The sequence below is a fragment of the Streptomyces sp. NPDC050164 genome (assembly GCF_044459945.1).
GTDB lineage: Bacteria > Actinomycetota > Actinomycetes > Streptomycetales > Streptomycetaceae > Streptomyces > Streptomyces coeruleorubidus_A.
In genome coordinates this window covers 80,346-96,414 of sequence record NZ_JBITJK010000010.1, presented here as the reverse complement: position 1 = coordinate 96,414, position 16,069 = coordinate 80,346, and the positions used below count along the sequence as shown (strand labels likewise).

14 protein-coding genes are annotated in these 16,069 nt (G+C 73.7%); 4 read left to right on the top strand and 10 right to left on the bottom strand.

From position 1 onward, the window contains the following. Nucleotides 1-15: 15 nt before the first annotated feature. A complete protein-coding gene (locus ACIBNA_RS16880) occupies nt 16-645 on the bottom strand; it encodes a hypothetical protein (protein ID WP_399165967.1) in 630 nt (209 codons plus the stop codon). An 80-nt stretch (nt 646-725) separates the two neighbouring features. Beyond that, nucleotides 726-1,934, bottom strand: a complete 1,209-nt coding sequence (locus ACIBNA_RS16875; protein ID WP_274820733.1) for a pyridoxal phosphate-dependent aminotransferase — start codon at nt 1,932-1,934, stop codon at nt 726-728. Between the two features lie 86 nt (nt 1,935-2,020). Between ACIBNA_RS16875 and ACIBNA_RS16870 the strand changes: the two genes are divergently transcribed. After that, nucleotides 2,021-2,647, top strand: a complete 627-nt coding sequence (locus ACIBNA_RS16870) for a winged helix-turn-helix transcriptional regulator (protein WP_399165966.1) — start codon at nt 2,021-2,023, stop codon at nt 2,645-2,647. 79 nt (nt 2,648-2,726) lie between these two features. Here ACIBNA_RS16870 and ACIBNA_RS16865 read toward each other — a convergent pair whose 3' ends face one another. The 3 genes from ACIBNA_RS16865 to ACIBNA_RS16855 are packed head-to-tail and all read right to left on the bottom strand — an operon-like array spanning nt 2,727 to nt 6,330. After that, nucleotides 2,727-3,518 carry a hypothetical protein gene (locus ACIBNA_RS16865; protein WP_399165965.1) on the bottom strand — a complete coding sequence of 264 codons (792 nt, stop codon included), beginning with the start codon at nt 3,516-3,518 and terminating at the stop codon, nt 2,727-2,729. Beyond that, on the bottom strand, nt 3,518-4,792 hold the full coding sequence (locus ACIBNA_RS16860) for a VWA domain-containing protein (protein ID WP_399165964.1): 1,275 nt from the start codon (nt 4,790-4,792) through the stop codon (nt 3,518-3,520). The genes ACIBNA_RS16865 and ACIBNA_RS16860 overlap by 1 nt, the downstream gene beginning before the upstream one ends. A gap of 44 nt (nt 4,793-4,836) precedes the next feature. Next, nucleotides 4,837-6,330, bottom strand: coding sequence for an IucA/IucC family protein (locus ACIBNA_RS16855; RefSeq protein ID WP_399165963.1), 1,494 nt, complete (start codon nt 6,328-6,330; stop codon nt 4,837-4,839). 109 nt (nt 6,331-6,439) lie between these two features. Here ACIBNA_RS16855 and ACIBNA_RS16850 point away from each other — a divergent pair, with 109 nt between their 5' ends. Next, on the top strand, nt 6,440-8,008 hold the full coding sequence (locus ACIBNA_RS16850; RefSeq protein ID WP_399165962.1) for an IucA/IucC family protein: 1,569 nt from the start codon (nt 6,440-6,442) through the stop codon (nt 8,006-8,008). A gap of 145 nt (nt 8,009-8,153) precedes the next feature. Here ACIBNA_RS16850 and ACIBNA_RS16845 read toward each other — a convergent pair whose 3' ends face one another. The 4 genes from ACIBNA_RS16845 to ACIBNA_RS16830 all read right to left on the bottom strand — a co-directional run bounded on the left by ACIBNA_RS16845 (nt 8,154) and on the right by ACIBNA_RS16830 (nt 12,658). Beyond that, a complete protein-coding gene (locus ACIBNA_RS16845) occupies nt 8,154-8,519 on the bottom strand; it encodes a DUF4345 family protein (protein WP_399165961.1) in 366 nt (121 codons plus the stop codon). A gap of 209 nt (nt 8,520-8,728) precedes the next feature. After that, nucleotides 8,729-10,804, bottom strand: coding sequence for an iron ABC transporter permease (locus ACIBNA_RS16840; RefSeq protein WP_399165960.1), 2,076 nt, complete (start codon nt 10,802-10,804; stop codon nt 8,729-8,731). A 7-nt stretch (nt 10,805-10,811) separates the two neighbouring features. Beyond that, complete coding sequence (locus ACIBNA_RS16835) at nt 10,812-11,792, bottom strand: ABC transporter substrate-binding protein (RefSeq protein WP_399165959.1); 981 nt, start codon at nt 11,790-11,792, stop codon at nt 10,812-10,814. Continuing rightward, complete coding sequence (locus ACIBNA_RS16830; RefSeq protein WP_399165958.1) at nt 11,789-12,658, bottom strand: ABC transporter ATP-binding protein; 870 nt, start codon at nt 12,656-12,658, stop codon at nt 11,789-11,791. The genes ACIBNA_RS16835 and ACIBNA_RS16830 overlap by 4 nt, the downstream gene beginning before the upstream one ends. A gap of 245 nt (nt 12,659-12,903) precedes the next feature. Here ACIBNA_RS16830 and cbiE point away from each other — a divergent pair, with 245 nt between their 5' ends. Next, on the top strand, nt 12,904-14,166 hold the full coding sequence (cbiE, locus tag ACIBNA_RS16825) for a precorrin-6y C5,15-methyltransferase (decarboxylating) subunit CbiE (protein ID WP_399165957.1): 1,263 nt from the start codon (nt 12,904-12,906) through the stop codon (nt 14,164-14,166). Continuing rightward, nucleotides 14,163-14,912 carry a precorrin-4 C(11)-methyltransferase gene (gene cobM, locus ACIBNA_RS16820; protein WP_399165956.1) on the top strand — a complete coding sequence of 250 codons (750 nt, stop codon included), beginning with the start codon at nt 14,163-14,165 and terminating at the stop codon, nt 14,910-14,912. The genes cbiE and cobM overlap by 4 nt, the downstream gene beginning before the upstream one ends. Before the next feature lie 28 nt (nt 14,913-14,940). Here the strand turns inward: cobM and ACIBNA_RS16815 are convergent, their stop codons facing one another. Beyond that, on the bottom strand, nt 14,941-16,059 hold the full coding sequence (locus ACIBNA_RS16815; RefSeq protein WP_399165955.1) for a cobalt-precorrin-5B (C(1))-methyltransferase: 1,119 nt from the start codon (nt 16,057-16,059) through the stop codon (nt 14,941-14,943). Nucleotides 16,060-16,069: the final 10 nt, after the last annotated feature.

Here is a 16,069-nt window from a genome sequence, read left to right as displayed (position 1 = left end):
ATCTTGGCATGCTCATCACGCCCGGCGCGGCGAGGCCAGGAGATAGCGGGTCCCGGTGCGCGGCTCGCGGTGCTCGCTCACCTGCCAGCCTGCCCCTTCCAGGGTGGCCGCGCAGGCCCGCAGCGCCTCGTCGTCCGGCTCGTACACGGCGACGGCCTCCGGCTGCGGGGTCTCCCGCACCCGGTAGCCCCCGTCGTCCCGCCCGGCCGGGCGGTGTCCGGCCGCCTCCAGCGCGAGTGCGGCGGCCTGCACGAGATGCGTACGCTCCCAGCCGCAGGGCCGCTCCACCGCACCGTCCGGGTTGGTCATCCGGCGCAGCTCCAGCAGTCCCTGCCAGGCGCTGTGCACCTCACGGCGCCGGGCGGGCCCGGTCTCGGGCGCCGCCTCCTCGCCGCCGACGCGCGCGGCGAACACACCGGCGGTTGCGGGGGCCTCGGCGGCGGGCACGGGCACCTGTGTGACGCCCTGCCGCACCCGGTGGCCCTCCGGGGTCAGGAAGTGGTCGTGCGGCGGCCGGGGGTGCCGGAAGGCGAGCCCCTGCCGCACCAGCGCCGCCAGCTGTGCCTCCGTACCCCGCAGCCGGCCGGTCACCGGGTCGGCGGCGTCGATGACCCGCCGCTGCGCGGCGGTCGGCGGTCGGGTCACGGCGCGCTCCTCTCCGGCACAGGCCCCGGGGCACTCGCCCCACCTGCTGGAAGGCTACGACCCGCCACTGACAATCGCGCCTACTGCCGGTACCCGCCGAGGAAGCGTCCGATCCGCCCGATCGCCGCCTCCAGGTCGTCCGCGTGCGGCAGGGTCAGGATGCGGAAGTGATCCGGGGTCGGCCAGTTGAAGCCCGTGCCCTGCACCACTTGGATCTTCTCCCGCAGCAGCAGGTCCAGGACGAACTTCTCGTCGTCGTGGATCTTGTGCACCTTGGGGTCGAGGCGCGGGAACGCGTACAGCGCCCCCTTCGGCTTCACGCACGTCACGCCGGGGATCTCGTTGAGCTTCTCCCAGGCCACGTCCCGCTGTTCGAGCAGCCGGCCACCGGGCGCGGTCAGTTCGCGGATGGACTGGCGGCCGCCGAGCGCGGCCTGGATGGCGTACTGGGCGGGCGCGTTGGCGCACAGCCGCATGGAGGCCAGCATCGTCAGGCCCTCCAGGTAGTCCTTCGCGTGCTGCCTCGGGCCCGTCACCACCAGCCAGCCGGAGCGGAAGCCCGCCACCCGGTACGTCTTCGACAGGCCGGAGAAGGTCAGGACGACCAGGTCGGGGGCGAGCGCCGCGACCGAGTGGTACACGGCGTCGTCGTAGAGGATCTGGTCGTAGATCTCGTCGGCGAAGACCATCAGGCCGTGGCGGCGGGCGAGGTCGAGGATGCCCTCGATGATCTCCTTCGGGTAGACCGCGCCGGTGGGGTTGTTGGGGTTGATGATGACCACGGCCTTCGTGCGGTCCGTGATCTTCGACGCCATGTCGTCCAGGTCGGGGTACCAGTCGGCCTGCTCGTCGCACAGATAGTGGACCGCCTTGCCGCCCCCGAGGGTCGTCACCGCCGTCCAGAGCGGGAAGTCCGGTGCGGGGATGAGGATTTCGTCGCCGTCCTCGACCAGCGCCTGTACGGCCATCGAGATCAGCTCGGAGATGCCGTTGCCGAGGAAGACGTCGTCGACGCCGACCTCCAGGCCCAGCGTCTGGTAGCGCTGGGCGACCGCGCGGCGGGCGGGGAGGATGCCGCGCGAGTCGGTGTAGCCGTGTGCCTGCGGCAGCATCCGGATCATGTCCTGGAGGATCTCCTCCGGCGCCTCGAACCCGAAGAGCGCGGGGTTGCCGGTGTTCAGGCGCAGCACGCTGTGACCGGCCTCCTCCAGCGCGTTGGCGTGCTCTATCACCGGGCCGCGGATCTCGTAACAGACCTCGCTCAGTTTGCTCGACTGCCGGAACTCCATGCGCCGCTTCCCCTCGCTGACTGGTGTTGCTTGGTTTTACCAAGTAGCAGCTTGGAAAGTCCAACAACTTGTCTAGACTGCGTCGCATGCCACCTCGCCGAAGCTACGACCAGTACTGTTCCGCCGCTCGCGCCCTCGACGTCGTCGGCGACCGCTGGACCCTGTTGATCGTCCGGGAGCTCCTCGCCGGTCCCCGCCGCTACACCGACCTGCACGCGGACCTGCCCGGCGTCAGCACGGACGTACTCGCCTCCCGGCTCAGGGACATGGAACGCGACGGCCTGGCCACCCGCCGCCGGCTGCCGCCTCCCGGCGCGGCTTACGTGTACGAACTCACCGCCCGGGGAGGTGAGTTGCTGCCCGTGCTCCAGGCGCTGGGGGAGTGGGGGCAGGCGGAACTCGGCGAGCGGCGGCCGACGGACGCGGTGCGGGCGCACTGGTTCGCCCTGCCGCTGCTGCGCCTGCTGGACGGGGAGGGACTCGTCGAAGTCCGCCTGGAAGAGGGGCTGTTCCACCTGCACGCCGGTGCCGAGGAGGGGCTCGTGTACGGCGACGGGCCCGCCCCCGGGGAGCCGGACGCCCGGCTGGTCCTGGACACCGGCACGTGTACGGCGCTCAGCCGGGGGGAGCTGAGCCTGGCCCGGGCCGTGCGGGAGGGCCGGGTCGAGGTGAGCGGCGAGGGCACGCTGGCCAAGGCGCTCCGCGAGGCATGACCTCGCCAGGCACTCCGCGAGCGTGAATGAAGGCCCGCAGTCAGCGGGCCTGCTGAAACAGCGGGCCTTCGAAGCACGGTCAGGCGCTCGGCGGCACCCGTGACGGCCGTCCCGCGCCGCGTGTCAGCGCGTGGCCGGCGACACCCGCCAGCGCCGCCAGCACGCCGCCCACCGCCGTCCACACCCACCGGTCCGACCACCAGCCGGACGCCCAGCCGTCCTCGGGCTGCAGGCCGGCCAGTACGGCCGCGTTCTCCTGCTGGTCCTCGGACCTCGTCGCGATGCCCGGCACCAGTGGCTCGGCCAGCGATCCGTCCACCGCCGCCGAGCCGCCGGTGTCCTTGGAGTCGGCGCGGACCTCGGTGTCGACCGGGAGGCCCAGGTCGGAGGTGGGGACACCGGTGGCCGTCAGCCGGATGTAATAGGTGCCGGGCAGCGGGTCGTTCGCCCACGGCTCCGACCAGGCGCGGACCGTGCGCAGCACGCAGGTCAGGTCCACGGAGGGCGCGTTGGCCGCCGCGGTGCGGGTCTGTGCCCCGTACTGGCAGGCCTGGCGGCGGCGCAGGCCGTCGTACACGTCGATCTGCCAGGTCTGTTCGGCGTGGGTGTCCGGCAGCTTCACCGACGCCCTGACCGTGGGGCGCGCTCCGGTGTCGGCGGGGAACGACCAGTACAGGTAGTCGCCCGTGGAGCCGCTCGCCGTGGCCCGCTGCCCCTGCTCGATCTCCGTGGCCGTACGGAAGGACGTGCCCGCCTGCGTGGGCGCCGACGCGCCGTCCCGCGACGCACTCGGCCACGGGTCGGCCGCGGCCGGGGCGGCCGTCAGTGAGAAGGTCAGCAGCGCGGCGCTCAACACACGTACCGTTCGCATCAGTCGGTCCTCCAGATCGCGACCCGCCAGCGCGACAGCCAGCCCCAGACGAGACCGGCGAGGAAGCCGGTGAGAATCAGCGCGCCGAGCAGCCACCAGCCGCGGCCGAGGCCGAAGGAGGCCACGTCGCCCGCCTGGCTCGGGCCGTCCACGACGTCGACCGTCAGCTCCAGCGGCAGACCGGGCGCGGTCTTCACCCCGGAGGCCGCCGAGAAGGAGTGGGTGACCGCCAGGCACACGGCCTGCGCGGCCGGCTTGTCGCTGTCGGTGCCGTCACGCTCGGGCTCGGGGTGCCTGAGCCCTGTCGAGATCACATCCGTACGGCCGTTGCCCGCCGCCTCGCCCCGCACGATCTCCCGCCCGTGCACCGTGACGGCTCGCAGCAGTACCCCGTAGGCGGGAGTCACGGCCCGGTCGGCCGCCACGCTCACCGAGGCCCGCAGCTCCTGGCCCGGCAGCACGTGCACCCGGTACCAGCGCTGCTGCCCGAACTCCTCCCGGTCCGTGTACAGCCCGGACTTCAGCGCCGGTGCCTTGGCGCACTCGGCGGCGCCCTCCACAGGCACCGGCGTCACCACCGGATCGGCGGCCCGGTCCACCAACTGGTTGACGCGGTCGGTGAGTTCGTCCTGGTGCTCCACCGAGGTGTACGTGCCGCCGGTGGCCTCGGCGATGCAGCTCAGCTGCCTGCTCAGCTTGGCCGTCGGCACCAGGCCCAGCGTGTCGATGGTCAGGCCGATGCCCTTGGCGGCTATCTCGCGGGCCACCTCGCACGGGTCGAGCGGGGCGCAGGTGTCCTCGCCGTCGCTGATCAGCACGATGCGCTTGGAGCCGTCGCCGCCCTCCAGGTCGTCGGCCGCCTTCAGCAGGGCCGGGCCGATCGGCGTCCAGCCGGTCGGGGTGAGCGTGGCGACGGCCGTCTTGGCCTCGGTGCGGTCCAGCGGGCCGACCGGGTAGAGCTGCGCGGTGTCCTTGCAGCCCGTCTTCCGGTCGTCCCCGGGGTAGTCGGCGCCCAGGGTGCGGATGCCGAGTTCCACCTCCTCGGGCGTCGCGTCGAGCACCTCGTTGAACGCCTGCTTCGCGGCGGCCATCCGCGACTGTCCGTCGATGTCCCGCGCCCGCATCGAACCGCTCACATCGAGGACGAGGTCGACCTTGGGGGCGTCCTGGCCCGTGGGTTCGCCGGCGGCCGCTCCGGCCGGGCAGGCGAGCCCGGCCGTCAACGCGGCGAGCAGGGCACAGACCGCTGCCACCGGCCGTTTTCTTGTGATCATCGGCGGATCTTATTGATCACCGGTGCCGTGCTCCAAAACGGGGTTCAGGCAAGGGGGTTGGGCAGTTCCGCCCACTGGTCCCCGGCCGTCTGCGGCGACAGCCGCATCAGCGTCAGCGCCTTGGTGGGCAGCGGTTCCGCGCGCAGCGCCGCGAGGTCCGGGCTGCGGGGCAGCTCCCGTACGGCCGTCTCCAGCGCCTCCGTGAGCGCCGCCCCCGACCCTGCCGTGCCGGCCAGCGCTCCCGCCACCAGCGAGCCGAACAGCTTGCGCCGCAGCGTGCGTTCGTCGTCCGTGACCATCCGGGCGGGCAGGTCGGGCACCGTGATGCCGTGCCGGCCGAGACGGACGGGGCTGACGCGGATGTCGGCCAGGTCGCGGTAGACCAGCCGCAGCGGATCGCCCGCCGGCGACAGGATCACCAGGAGGTTCTGGCCGTGTGCCTCCAGGGCCACGCCCAGCTCCAGCAGCCGCAGACCGACGGTGAGGGCGAGGCGCGCGAAGCCGGCCAGCCAGGCGGGGGAGCGGGGGAGGTCGGTGGTGGCGAGCGCCGCCACCGGCAGGACCCGTTCGCCGTCCCTCGCGTACGTCTCCGGCGGCTCCCGCAGGACGGCCGCGAAGTCGGGGGAGCCGGCCGCCGCCGCGCCCAGGGTGCGGGTCATGTGCAGCAGGCCGTCGGTGTGCGCCGCCGGCGTCCCGGCGAACTCCGACAGCACCGCGGACGCGGCGACCGAGGGCAGCGAGATGTCCCGCACCGACGACGTCAGCCGGGCACTGAGCGAGGTCTTGACGTGCGGCCCGCCGGGCAGCGCGAGCGTCCGCAGCGACATCAGGGGATGCCCGGCGCGCCGCTCCTCGCACACCCGCTTCAGCACGTGCGCCGCCTGCCAAGGGTGCACCGGCAGCACCACCCGCTCCCCGTCCCGCAGATCCCGCGGCCAAGCGCCCGTCACCAGGCACTCCTGCGCCCGCACCGGCACCAGCCCCAGCTCCACCAGCGGCCGGTGCTCGGGCCCGTAGGCGAGCTGCTCGGCCACCGAGAAACCGGGCCGGGACCGGCAGGTGGGATGGAACGGATGCCCGTCGACGATCCGCTGCTCCCACTCCCAGTCGCTCCCCGGCCACGCGTCCGTCGCGCGCCGCTCCTGCCCCGCTCGCGACAGCGCCAACGAGGCGACACTGTGCCCGAGCTCGGCGGCGAAGGACGCGGAGTGCGGTACGGCGAGGTCCGTCACCAGCCGGGCCGGATCGTCGTACTCCGCCTCGTCGAGCCGTACGACGGTGACGTAGGCGCCGGTCGCGTACGGATCCGGCCGCGGGCCGTGCAGCCGGCGGCCGTCGGACAGGTACAGGGTCAGCCCGTCCCGGCCCTGCTCACGGGTGACCCAGGGCAGCGGATCGTGGGCGAGACCGCGCCACAGCCGGGACAGCACGGCCGCCCGGGCGCCGGGCAGTTCGGCCTCGTACCGCGGCAGGAGACCGGGCCGCACGACGGCCAGTTCGTCGGCGACCTCGGCCTCGGCGGTGGGGGAACGGTGCACGGGCGGGCTCCTCGGGTACGAATAGGGCGTCACGGCGGGATGACGACGACACGCATACCGATCATCTCCGCCCGGAAGTCCGGAAATCCGGAAGGACCGCAGGGAACGAGTGGAACGCGTGGACCTCATGCCCCCGCCCGACGGCGACGACTCCGCCCACGGCGCATCCGCCCCCGGCGACTTCGCCCAGGACGACCCGGTCACCGGCGATCTCGCCGAACGGGCCGACGCGTACGCCGCCGTGCCGCTGCTGAACTGCCTGCTGCGGGAGGTGGCGCGGCCGGTGAGCGAGACGGGCGAGCACCGGGTCCACCACCTGCCCGGCGGGGACCGCCTGCTGCGCGTGCGCGGCACGCGGCGACCCGCCGAGCCCGAGGTCCGCGTGGGCGGCGGCTGGCACCGCGTCGGCCACACCGAGCTGGTCAAACTCGTCGCGGAGGAACTGCGCCGGCACACCGGGCTGTCCAACCACGAACTGCCCGCGGAGATGATCGACAGCCGGGACGCCGTGGCCGCGCTGCTGGCCGCCCGCGCCCGGGCGACCCCGCCCGACGACCCCTATCTGCGCTCCGAGCAGTGCCTCCTCACCGGCCACACCCACCACCCGGCCCCCAAGGCGCGCGGCGGCGGCCCCGCCGCCGGCTGGCTGCCCTACGCGCCCGAGGCGTACGCCCGCTTCCCGCTGACCCTGCTCGGGCTGCGCGAGGACACCGTCGTCGAGGAGGGCGACACCTCGGCCCTCGACGCCCTCGGCACGGCCCCGCCCGGCTACCGGCTGCTGCCCGCCCACCCCTGGCAGCTCGACCTGGCCGGTCCCGAGCTCGCCGACGCCTTCGCGGACGGCAGAGTCGTCCGGCTCGGCACGACCGCCTTCGACACCTGGCCGACGGCCGCGATCCGCACGCTCTACGCGCCCGGGCACGACCTCTTCCTGAAGTTCAGCCTGGACGTGCGCATCACCAACGACATCCGCCGGCTGTGGCGCCACGACCTGCTCGCCCTGCGCCGGACCGACGCCGCGGTGTGCGCCGCCTTCGAGACGTTCGAAGGCCCCCCGGCCTGGCTCAGCGACCGCGGATACCGCACCGCCGACTTCGCCTTCGAGGCCCTGGCCGTCCTCGTCCGGGACGGCTTCGCAGGCCGTCTCCTGCCCGGTGCGACCCCGCTGCTCGCCGCCGGTCTCGTCGAGGGCTTCGACGGCAGCCCGCTCGATGGGGCCGCCGACCCCGAGGCGTGGTGGGCGGCGTACCTGGCGCAGGTGGTGCCCCCGGCCCTGACGGCCTTCGCCCGGCACGGTGTCGTCATCGAGGCGCACCTCCAGAACACCCTGGTCGCCGTGGACGCCGGCGGCACACCCGTGCAGGCGCTGTACCGGGACGCCGAGGGCGTGAAACTCCTGCCCGACGTGGAGCGGGAAGCCGGCTGGGAGCGGCTCGTGTACTGCCTGGTCGTCAACCACCTCTGCGAGATCGCCGGCGCCCTCGCGGAACGCCACCCCGGCCTCGACCCCTGGCCCGCCGCCCGCCGCGAACTCGCCCGCCACGACGTCCCCGAGATCCCCGCCCTGCTCGCCTCGCCCACCCTCCCCGGCAAGACCAACCTGCTGCTCCGCTGGACGGGCGCCGACGGCGCGGCCGCGCGCTACCTGCCGTTGCCCAACCCACTGCGCGGCGCCTGAGAGCCGTTCACCCGCCCGGACCCTCCGGGGCACCGGAAGAGGGTCGCGGTCAGGGTGAGGGTGGCTGTCCGCGTGTCCCACCTGCGAGGAGAGGCATGACCGAGACCGACAGGGCCACCGCCCTCGCCGCCGAGGCCGGGTGCGATCAGCTTCGGGACACAGCGACCCGGCTCCCGCCGAATCCGGTCTGCGGCGCGTAGGCGCGAACCCGGACTACTGGTATCCGGCCGCCCTGTCCCGGCGGGTGCGCGGCGAGCGGGTGCCGGCGACCGCGTTGGCGGGTGAGCGCATCGCCCTGTTCCGGGGACGAGGTGGTGAAGTGCACGACACCGAACCCGCCGTAGACGGCGCGGACCTCGCCACGTGCTTCCGGGGCAGTCGGCTCGATACCGAAGGGTCGGATGAGCGCAGTGGGCGCAATGAGGCCGAAGAAGCCCATGCCGAGAAAGAAGAGGGCGACGACACCTATCCAAAGGGCAGACATGACGAAGAGGCTGTCGCCGAAGCGCATGCGCCTTCAATTACCTCCGGGGTAAAGGGCGTCGGGACACACCGTCGTCACGGTCAAGGCGCCGCCCGAGAGCGTGGTGCACTGCTTCTGTTTTCGCCTGGCGAGGTCGGCTGAGGGCGACGGCCCCAAGCCGTGATCACAGTACCCACAACCTGATGGTCCGCCGCGTCACAGGCGACGCCACGATCTCCTGGCGCGACCGCGGGTGTTCATGCCGCCCTTCGGCTCCGTACCAGCAGACGCAGGAAGTACGGCGTGCCGATCACCGCCGTCATCAGACCGGCACCCAGCTGGGCGGGGGCGATGACCGTGCGGCCGAGCAGGTCGGCCGTGCAGACCAGCGCGGCGCCGAGGAGGACGGCGACGGGCACCACCCGCACGTGCCGCCGGCCCACGAGGGCACGCGCCGCGTGCGGCGCCACGAGGCCCACGAAGCCGATCGTGCCGGCCGAGGCGACGGCGGTCGCGGCGAGCAGGACGCTCACGACGAGGAAGCCCAGCCTGGCGCCGGGGAGTCCGAGGCCGAGCAGCCGCGGAGTGTCCTCGTCCAGGGAGACGAGGTCCAGCTCGGTGCGCCGGGCGACCGCCACGACCAGGCCCAGCGCCAGCATGAGCGCGACGGGCAGGACGTCCGTCATGGTCCGCCCGTACGTCGAACCGGACAGCCAGGTCAGCGCCTTCGTGGCGTTGAACGGGTCGGTGAGCACGATGAGCAGGCTGATCAGGGCCGTGGAGCCGGCGGCCATGCCGATCCCGACGAGGACCAGCCGGTTCTGCCGGTAGCCGCCCCGCGCGGCGAGCCCGAAGACGACGGCGGAGGCCAGCGCGGCGCCCCCGAACGCGGCACCCGCGATGCCCCACGATCCGGCGGCGGGCACGGTGGTCACGAGCAGCACGGCGCCCAGCGCGGCTCCGCCGGAGACGCCCAGCACCCCGGGCTCCGCGAGCGGGTTGCGGGTCACGGCCTGCACCAGAGTGCCGGCCAGGGCGAGTGAAGCTCCCGCGCACAGGGCCGCGAGCACCCGCGGCACACGCGTGTCCAGCACGAACGAGACGGTCTGACCGGCCCGCCCCTGCACCCAGTTCGCGACATCGCCGAGCAGGAGCTTGCTGTCGCCCAGCAGGACGCCGGCCAGCGTGACGCCGACGGCCACGGCGACCAGGGCGGCCACCGTGACCAGGAACGCCGTCCGGCTGGGGATGCGCAGCCGGTCCGGCGCGTCGGCCCCGGCCGTGTCCCGCAGCCGCAGGGCCGTCACCACCAGGAACACCGCACCGACCAGGCTGGTGACGATGCCGGTGGGCACGGCGACCGCCGTGTCGGCGGGGACGAGGGCCCGCAGCAGCACGTCCGAGCCGAGCACCAGCCCGGCACCGGCCAGTCCGGCCACGGGCAGGGCCGCGCGGGCGCGGACGAAGCCCCGGAACCGGCGGGCGAGCGGACGCACGAGGGCGGGGGCGCACAGCCCGACGAAGCCGATGGGCCCGGCGAGGGTGACGGCCGCCGCGGACAGCAGCGCCGCCAGCACGACCACCGTGACGCGGGTGGCGTGCACCGGGACGCCCAGCCCGCGTGCCGCGTCGTCCCCGAGGGCGAGCGCGTCGACCCGGCGGGCGACCAGCAGCAGCCCGATGAGGCCCACCAGGGCGACGGGCAGCATCTGGAGGACGCCGTCGAAGCCGTTCTGGCTGATGCTGCCCTGGTTCCACTGGTAGAGGCCCTCCGTCTGCTGCGGGAACAGCAGGAGCAGCCCTTCCGTCATGGAGTTCAGGCCCAGCGCGAGCGCGGTGCCGGCGAGCACCAGCCGTACGGTGCCCGTGCCGAGGCCCGACAGGGCGAGCACGACGGCCGCCGCCACCAGCCCGCCCGCGAAGGCGACGCCGGAGGAGGCGAGCAGCGGCAGGGAGACGCCCGTCGCGCCGACCAGCCCGAGCGCCAGATACGAACCGGCGTTCACCGCGAGGGTGTCGGGGGAGGCGAGCACGTTGCGACTGACCGCCTGGAGGACGGCGCCCGCGATGCCGAGGACGACGCCGACCAGGATGCCGGCGGCCATCCGCGGCAGCCGGGAGGCGATCACCACGGACGCGTCGCCCGGATCGGCCTGCCCGGTCAGGGCCTTGAGCACCTGGGCCGGTCCGACGGCGGCGGTGCCCTGGGTGATGTCGACGACGGCGAGAGCGGCGACCAGGAGGACGAGCCCGGCCGTCACCGCGGCCGCACCCGTCCGGGACGCGGCCGCCGGCGGACGGGTGGTGCCGGGAGGCGCTTCGGTGACGGCCATGACCCCGTTACTTCGTCAGCGCGTCGACGAGGGCGTCGATGTACGCCTCCATCGACCCGGGACCGCCGAACATCCAGATGCCGTCGGGCAGCCGGTGCACGTCGCCCGACTTCACGAACGGCAGGGACGTCCACACGGCGTTCTTCGCCAGCGCGCCGGTGAACGGCGTGCTCGACTTGTCGCCGTCGTTGCCTATGTACGCGAACTGGACGTCCTTCGGCAGAACGGTGAGGCCCTCGACGTCGGTGCTGCCGAGGCCGTAGGCCGGGTCGCCCTTGACCTTCCAGGCGTTCTTCAGGCCGAGCCGCTCGTTGACTGACCCGATGAGGGAGCCGCTGGTGAACGGGCGCAGGGAGACCTGGTTGGAGGTGACGTAGCCGTCGGCGAAGGCGATGCCGGTGCCGTCGAGCCCGGCGTCGGCGAGGGCCTTCTTGCCTTCGGCGACCTTGGCCTCGAAGTTCTTCCGGGCGGTCTTCGCCTTGTCGGTGGTGCCGGTGGCCTTGGCGATGAGGTCGAGGTTCGTGAACATCTGCCCGATCTGGTCGGAGGCGTCGGCGGACTTCACCTCCAGCACCGGGGCGATCTTCCGCATCTGCTTCACGGCCGCGTCCGGCAGGTCGGAGCTGGCCACGATGAGGTCGGGGGAGAGGGAGGCGATGGTGTCCATGCTCGGCTCGCCGCGCGTGCCGATGTCCTTCGGCTCGTTCTTCAGCGGGACGGCCGTGTCCCAGGTCTTGTAGCCCTTGACGTCGGCGACGCCGACCGGGTCGACACCGAGGGTGATGAGACTCTCGACCTCGTTCCACTCGGTGGCGACGACCTTCTTCGCCGGACCGTCGAGCTCGACCTTCGCGCCCGTCGAGTCGGTGAGGGTGATGGCCTCCGAGGTCTTCTTCGAGTTGTCGGCAGCGGGCTCGGTGGTGCCGCACGCGGCGAGGGTGAGTGCCGCGGCGGTGGTGCCGGCCGCGGTGAGCAGGAGACGTCTCATGAGGTGGTGCCGAGCCTTTCGCTTGGGGTGGTGCGGGTGTGGTGCCGGCCGATCGGACGGGTCCGTATCCGGCCGGTGTGGGGGTCTGTGTCGACGTCGATCCGGATGCCGTAGACGGCGGTCAGCCGTTCCGGGGTCAGGACCTCCTCGGGCCGGCCGTCGGCGACGATCCGGCCCGCTTCGAGCAGCGTGATCCGGTCGGCGATGGCCGCCGCCTGGTCGAGGTCGTGCAGGACGACCCCGACGGCGATCCCGTGGTCGTCCGCCAGATCGCGGACGAGGTCGAGGAGTTCGATCTGATAGCGCAGGTCGAGATAGGTCGTCGGCTCGTCCAGCAGCAGCACGCCGGTCTCCTGCGCGAGGCAGCTCGCGAGCCACACCCGCTGCAACTGCCCGCCGGAGAGATGGTCGGCGCCGCGCTCGGCGAGGTCCGTGACGCCGGTGAGCGCGAGCGCCCGCTCCACCGCGGCCGATGCGTCCGGGTCCGGGCGGCCGAAGCGGCCCCGGTAGGGGTAGCGGCCGAACTCGACGAGGTCGCGCACAGTCAGTCCGCTGGGTGTGGGGCGGCCCTGGGTCAGCAGGGCCACGTACCGCGCGAACTCCCGGGCGGTCAGGGCGAGGCCGTCGGTGTCGGCGTCGATTCTGAGCGTGGCCTCGCGGGCCCGCTGCAACCGGGCGATGGTGCGCAGCAGCGTCGACTTCCCGCTGCCGTTGGGCCCGACAAGGACGGTCACCTCACCGGGCCGGAGCGCGATCGCCGCGTCGTGCACGACGTCCACGCCGTCGTACGACACGGTCACGCCCGTGGCCGAAAGTTGATGTCCGCGCAGACGCTGACTGCCGGCCGTTTCCTCACCAGATCTCACGCGGCGAAGGTTAGCCTAGCCTAAGTGCAGTTTGGGAGGGAGGTGCCCGAACCCGAGCTCAGCCCGACCCCGGCTGGATCCGGCCATTCTCGGTCGCGGCGTTCGCGGCGGTGTCGATCGACAGGGTCGGCCGGCGACCGGGCGGGACGGTGACGGCCGAGGGCATGCGTACCCGAGCACAGGCGCGCTGGTCAGCGCCCAGTAGAGTGCGCCTCTGTTGTCCCCGAGCCCCGAGGTACCACGCAGTGACCCCCGCACCTGACGCACCGACCGCCGCCGTGACCGTCGTCGGGCTCGGGGCCGACGGCTGGGCGGGACTGCCCGGCCCCTCCCGCACCGCGCTGCGCGAGGCCGAGGTCCTGATCGGCGGCCCTCGCCAGCTCGATCTGCTGCCCCCGGAGTGCACCGGGCAGCGCATCGCCTGGCCCTCGCCCCTGCGCCCCGCCGTCCCCGGCCTGCTCGCCGCGCACGCCGGCCGCCGGATCGCCGTACTCGCCAGCGGGGACCCCATGTTCTACGGCATCGGCCGCGCCCTCGCCGAGGAGACCGGCGCCCTGCGCGTCCTGCCGCACCCCTCCTCCGTCTCCTACGCCGCCGCCCGGCTCGGCTGGCCGCTGGAGGACGTCGAGGTCGTCACGCTCGTCGGCCGGCCCGCCGCCCGCCTGGCCGCAGCTCTGCACCACGGCCGGCGGCTCCTCGTCCTCAGCGCGGACGCCACCACCCCCGGCGAGGTCGCCGCCCTGCTGCGGGACCGGGGCTTCGGGTCCAGCCGGATGCGCGTCCTCGAACAGCTCGGCGGCGACAAGGAACGCACGACCGACGAGTCCACCGCCGACGACTGGCCCGGGGCGCAGCCGCCCGGCGATCCGCTCAACATCGTGGCCGTGGAGTGCCGCCGCGCCCCGGACGCCCTGCGCCTCGGCGCCGTGCCCGGGCTCCCGGACGAGGCGTACGAGCACGACGGGCAACTCACCAAGCGGCACATCCGCGCCGCCACCCTCGGCGTGCTCGCCCCCGCCCCCGGCGAACTGCTGTGGGACATCGGCGGCGGCTCCGGCTCGATCGCCGTCGAGTGGATGCGCACCCACCCCTCGTGCCGCGCGGTCACCGTGGAGCGGGACCCGGCGCGCGCCGAGCGGATCACCCGCAACGCCGACCGGCTCGGCGTGCCCGCACTGCGGGTCGTCACCGGCGCCGCGCCCGCCGTCCTCGCCGAACTCCCGCCCCCCGACGCCGTGTTCGTCGGCGGCGGCCTCACCGCGCCCGGCCTCCTGGACGCGTGCTGGGAGGCCTTGCCCGACGGCGGGCGGCTGGTCGCCAACACCGTGACGCTGGAGTCCGAGGCGCTGCTCGCCGACGCCCACCGGCGCCGCGGCGGCGAACTGGTGCGGCTCGCCGTGGCGCACGCCGTGCCGGTGGGAGGCTTCACCGGGTGGCGGCAGGCGATGCCGGTGACCCAGTGGGCCGTACGGAAAACGCTCGACACCCCTTCAGGAGCAGACAGATGACCGTGTACTTCATCGGTGCCGGCCCAGGTGCCGCCGACCTGATCACGGTGCGCGGCGCCCGCACGCTCGCCGCCTGCCGGGTCTGTCTGTACGCGGGCAGCCTGGTCCCGCGCGAACTGCTCGCCGAATGCCCGCCGGACGCCCGGCTGGTGGACACCGCGCAGCTCGACCTGGACCAGATCACCGCCGAGTTGCTGCGCGCCCACGAGGAGGGGCACGACGTGGCCCGACTGCACTCCGGGGACCCCGCCGTGTTCAGCGCGGTCGCCGAGCAGATGCGGCGGCTGGACGCGGCCGGGGTGCCCTACGAGGTCGTCCCGGGCGTACCCGCCTTCGCCGCCGCGGCCGCTGCCCTGAAGCGGGAGCTGACCGTACCGACCGTCGGCCAGACCGTGATCCTCACCCGCGTCGCCAACCGGGCCACTGCCATGCCCGAGGGAGAGGACCTGGCCACCCTCGGCCGCAGCGGCGCGTTGATCGTGCTGCACCTGGCCGCCAAGTACGTGGACCGCGTGGTCGGCGAACTCCTCCCGCACTACGGCGCCGACTGCCCCGCCGCGGTCGTCGCCTACGCCTCCCGCCCGGACGAGCTGATCATCCGCGGCACCCTCGACGAGATCGCGGGGAAGACGAAGGAGGCCGGTGTGCTGCGCACGGCCGTGATCATGGTGGGGCGCACACTCGGGGCGCAACAGTTCCGGGACAGCCACCTGTACTCGCCGGAGCGGGAACGCCACGTGTGCTGAAAGCGGTGTACGTGTACGGCCCCCGCCGTCAGGCCGGCGCGCTGCGCCCCACCACCGTCCCCGCCCGGTCGATGCAGATCACGTCGACCACGACCGGCGCCCCGCGCAGCACGGCCAGGGCCTCGTCGCGGGCGGTCGCGGCGACCAGGTCGCCGAGCGGCACCCCGGCGGCCAGGCACGACTGGAGCGCGGCGAGCCCGGTGTTGGCGTCCGCCACCTCCGCGGCCAGCGCCTCGTCCGCGCCGCCGCGCCGGGCCAGCTCGGCGAGGAAGCCCTTGTCGACCTGGGAACGGGCCGAGTGCAGGTCGAGGTGCCCGGCGGCGAGCTTGGAGAGCTTGGCGAAGCCGCCGCAGATCGTCAGGCGGTCGACGGGGTGCCGGCGGATGTACTTCAGCACGGCGCCCGCGAAGTCGCCCATGTCGAGCAGGGCGTCCTCGGGCAGCCCGTACTCGGCCACGACCGTCTTCTCCGACGTCGACCCGGTGCATCCGGCGACATGCCTGCGCCCCGCCGCCCGCGCGACGTCCACGCCCCGCCGGATGGAGTCGATCCACGCCGAGCAGGAGTACGGGACGACGATGCCGGTCGTGCCGAGGATGGACAGGCCGCCCAGGATGCCGAGCCGGGGGTTCCAGGTGGAGCGGGCGATCTCCTCGCCGTGGTCGACGCAGACGGTGATCTCGACGTCGCCCGAGCCGCCGTGCCGGGCGGCGACCTCGGCGACATGGTCGCGCATCATCTGGCGGGGGACCGGATTGACGGCCGGTTCGCCGACGGGCAGGGGCAGACCGGGGCGGGTGATCGTGCCGACGCCGGGGCCCGCCTTGAACACCACCCCGGCCCCGGCGGGCAGCCGCCGTACCGTGACCCGGACCAGCGCCCCGTGCGTGACGTCCGGGTCGTCCCCGGCGTCCTTCACGACCCCCGCCATCGCGTGCGCGTCGCCCAGCTCCTCGACGGCCAGCGCGAACGACGGTGTCTGCCCCTTCGGCAGGGTGATCGTCACGGGGTCGGGAAACTCGCCGGTCAGCAGGGCGGTGTACGCCGCCGTCGTGGCCGCCGTCGCACAGGCGCCGGTGGTCCAGCCGGGCCGCAGGCCGGTGCGCTCCAGCTGGGCCCTGCGGCCGCCCTTCACTTCGCTGCTCATGAACGGACCT

Excerpts from the sequence above, each read along its gene's own strand:
- ACIBNA_RS16815 (WP_399165955.1), bottom strand. The coding sequence starts at position 16,059 with ATGAGCAGCGAAGTGAAGGGCGGCCGCAGGGCCCAGCTGGAGCGCACC.
- cobM (WP_399165956.1), top strand. The coding sequence starts at position 14,163 with ATGACCGTGTACTTCATCGGTGCCGGCCCAGGTGCCGCCGACCTGATC.
- ACIBNA_RS16865 (WP_399165965.1), bottom strand. The coding sequence starts at position 3,518 with ATGCGAACGGTACGTGTGTTGAGCGCCGCGCTGCTGACCTTCTCACTG.
- ACIBNA_RS16840 (WP_399165960.1), bottom strand. The coding sequence starts at position 10,804 with ATGGCCGTCACCGAAGCGCCTCCCGGCACCACCCGTCCGCCGGCGGCC.
- ACIBNA_RS16875 (WP_274820733.1), bottom strand. The coding sequence starts at position 1,934 with ATGGAGTTCCGGCAGTCGAGCAAACTGAGCGAGGTCTGTTACGAGATC.
- ACIBNA_RS16835 (WP_399165959.1), bottom strand. The coding sequence starts at position 11,792 with ATGAGACGTCTCCTGCTCACCGCGGCCGGCACCACCGCCGCGGCACTC.
- ACIBNA_RS16860 (WP_399165964.1), bottom strand. The coding sequence starts at position 4,792 with ATGATCACAAGAAAACGGCCGGTGGCAGCGGTCTGTGCCCTGCTCGCC.
- ACIBNA_RS16845 (WP_399165961.1), bottom strand. The coding sequence starts at position 8,519 with ATGCGCTTCGGCGACAGCCTCTTCGTCATGTCTGCCCTTTGGATAGGT.
- ACIBNA_RS16870 (WP_399165966.1), top strand. The coding sequence starts at position 2,021 with ATGCCACCTCGCCGAAGCTACGACCAGTACTGTTCCGCCGCTCGCGCC.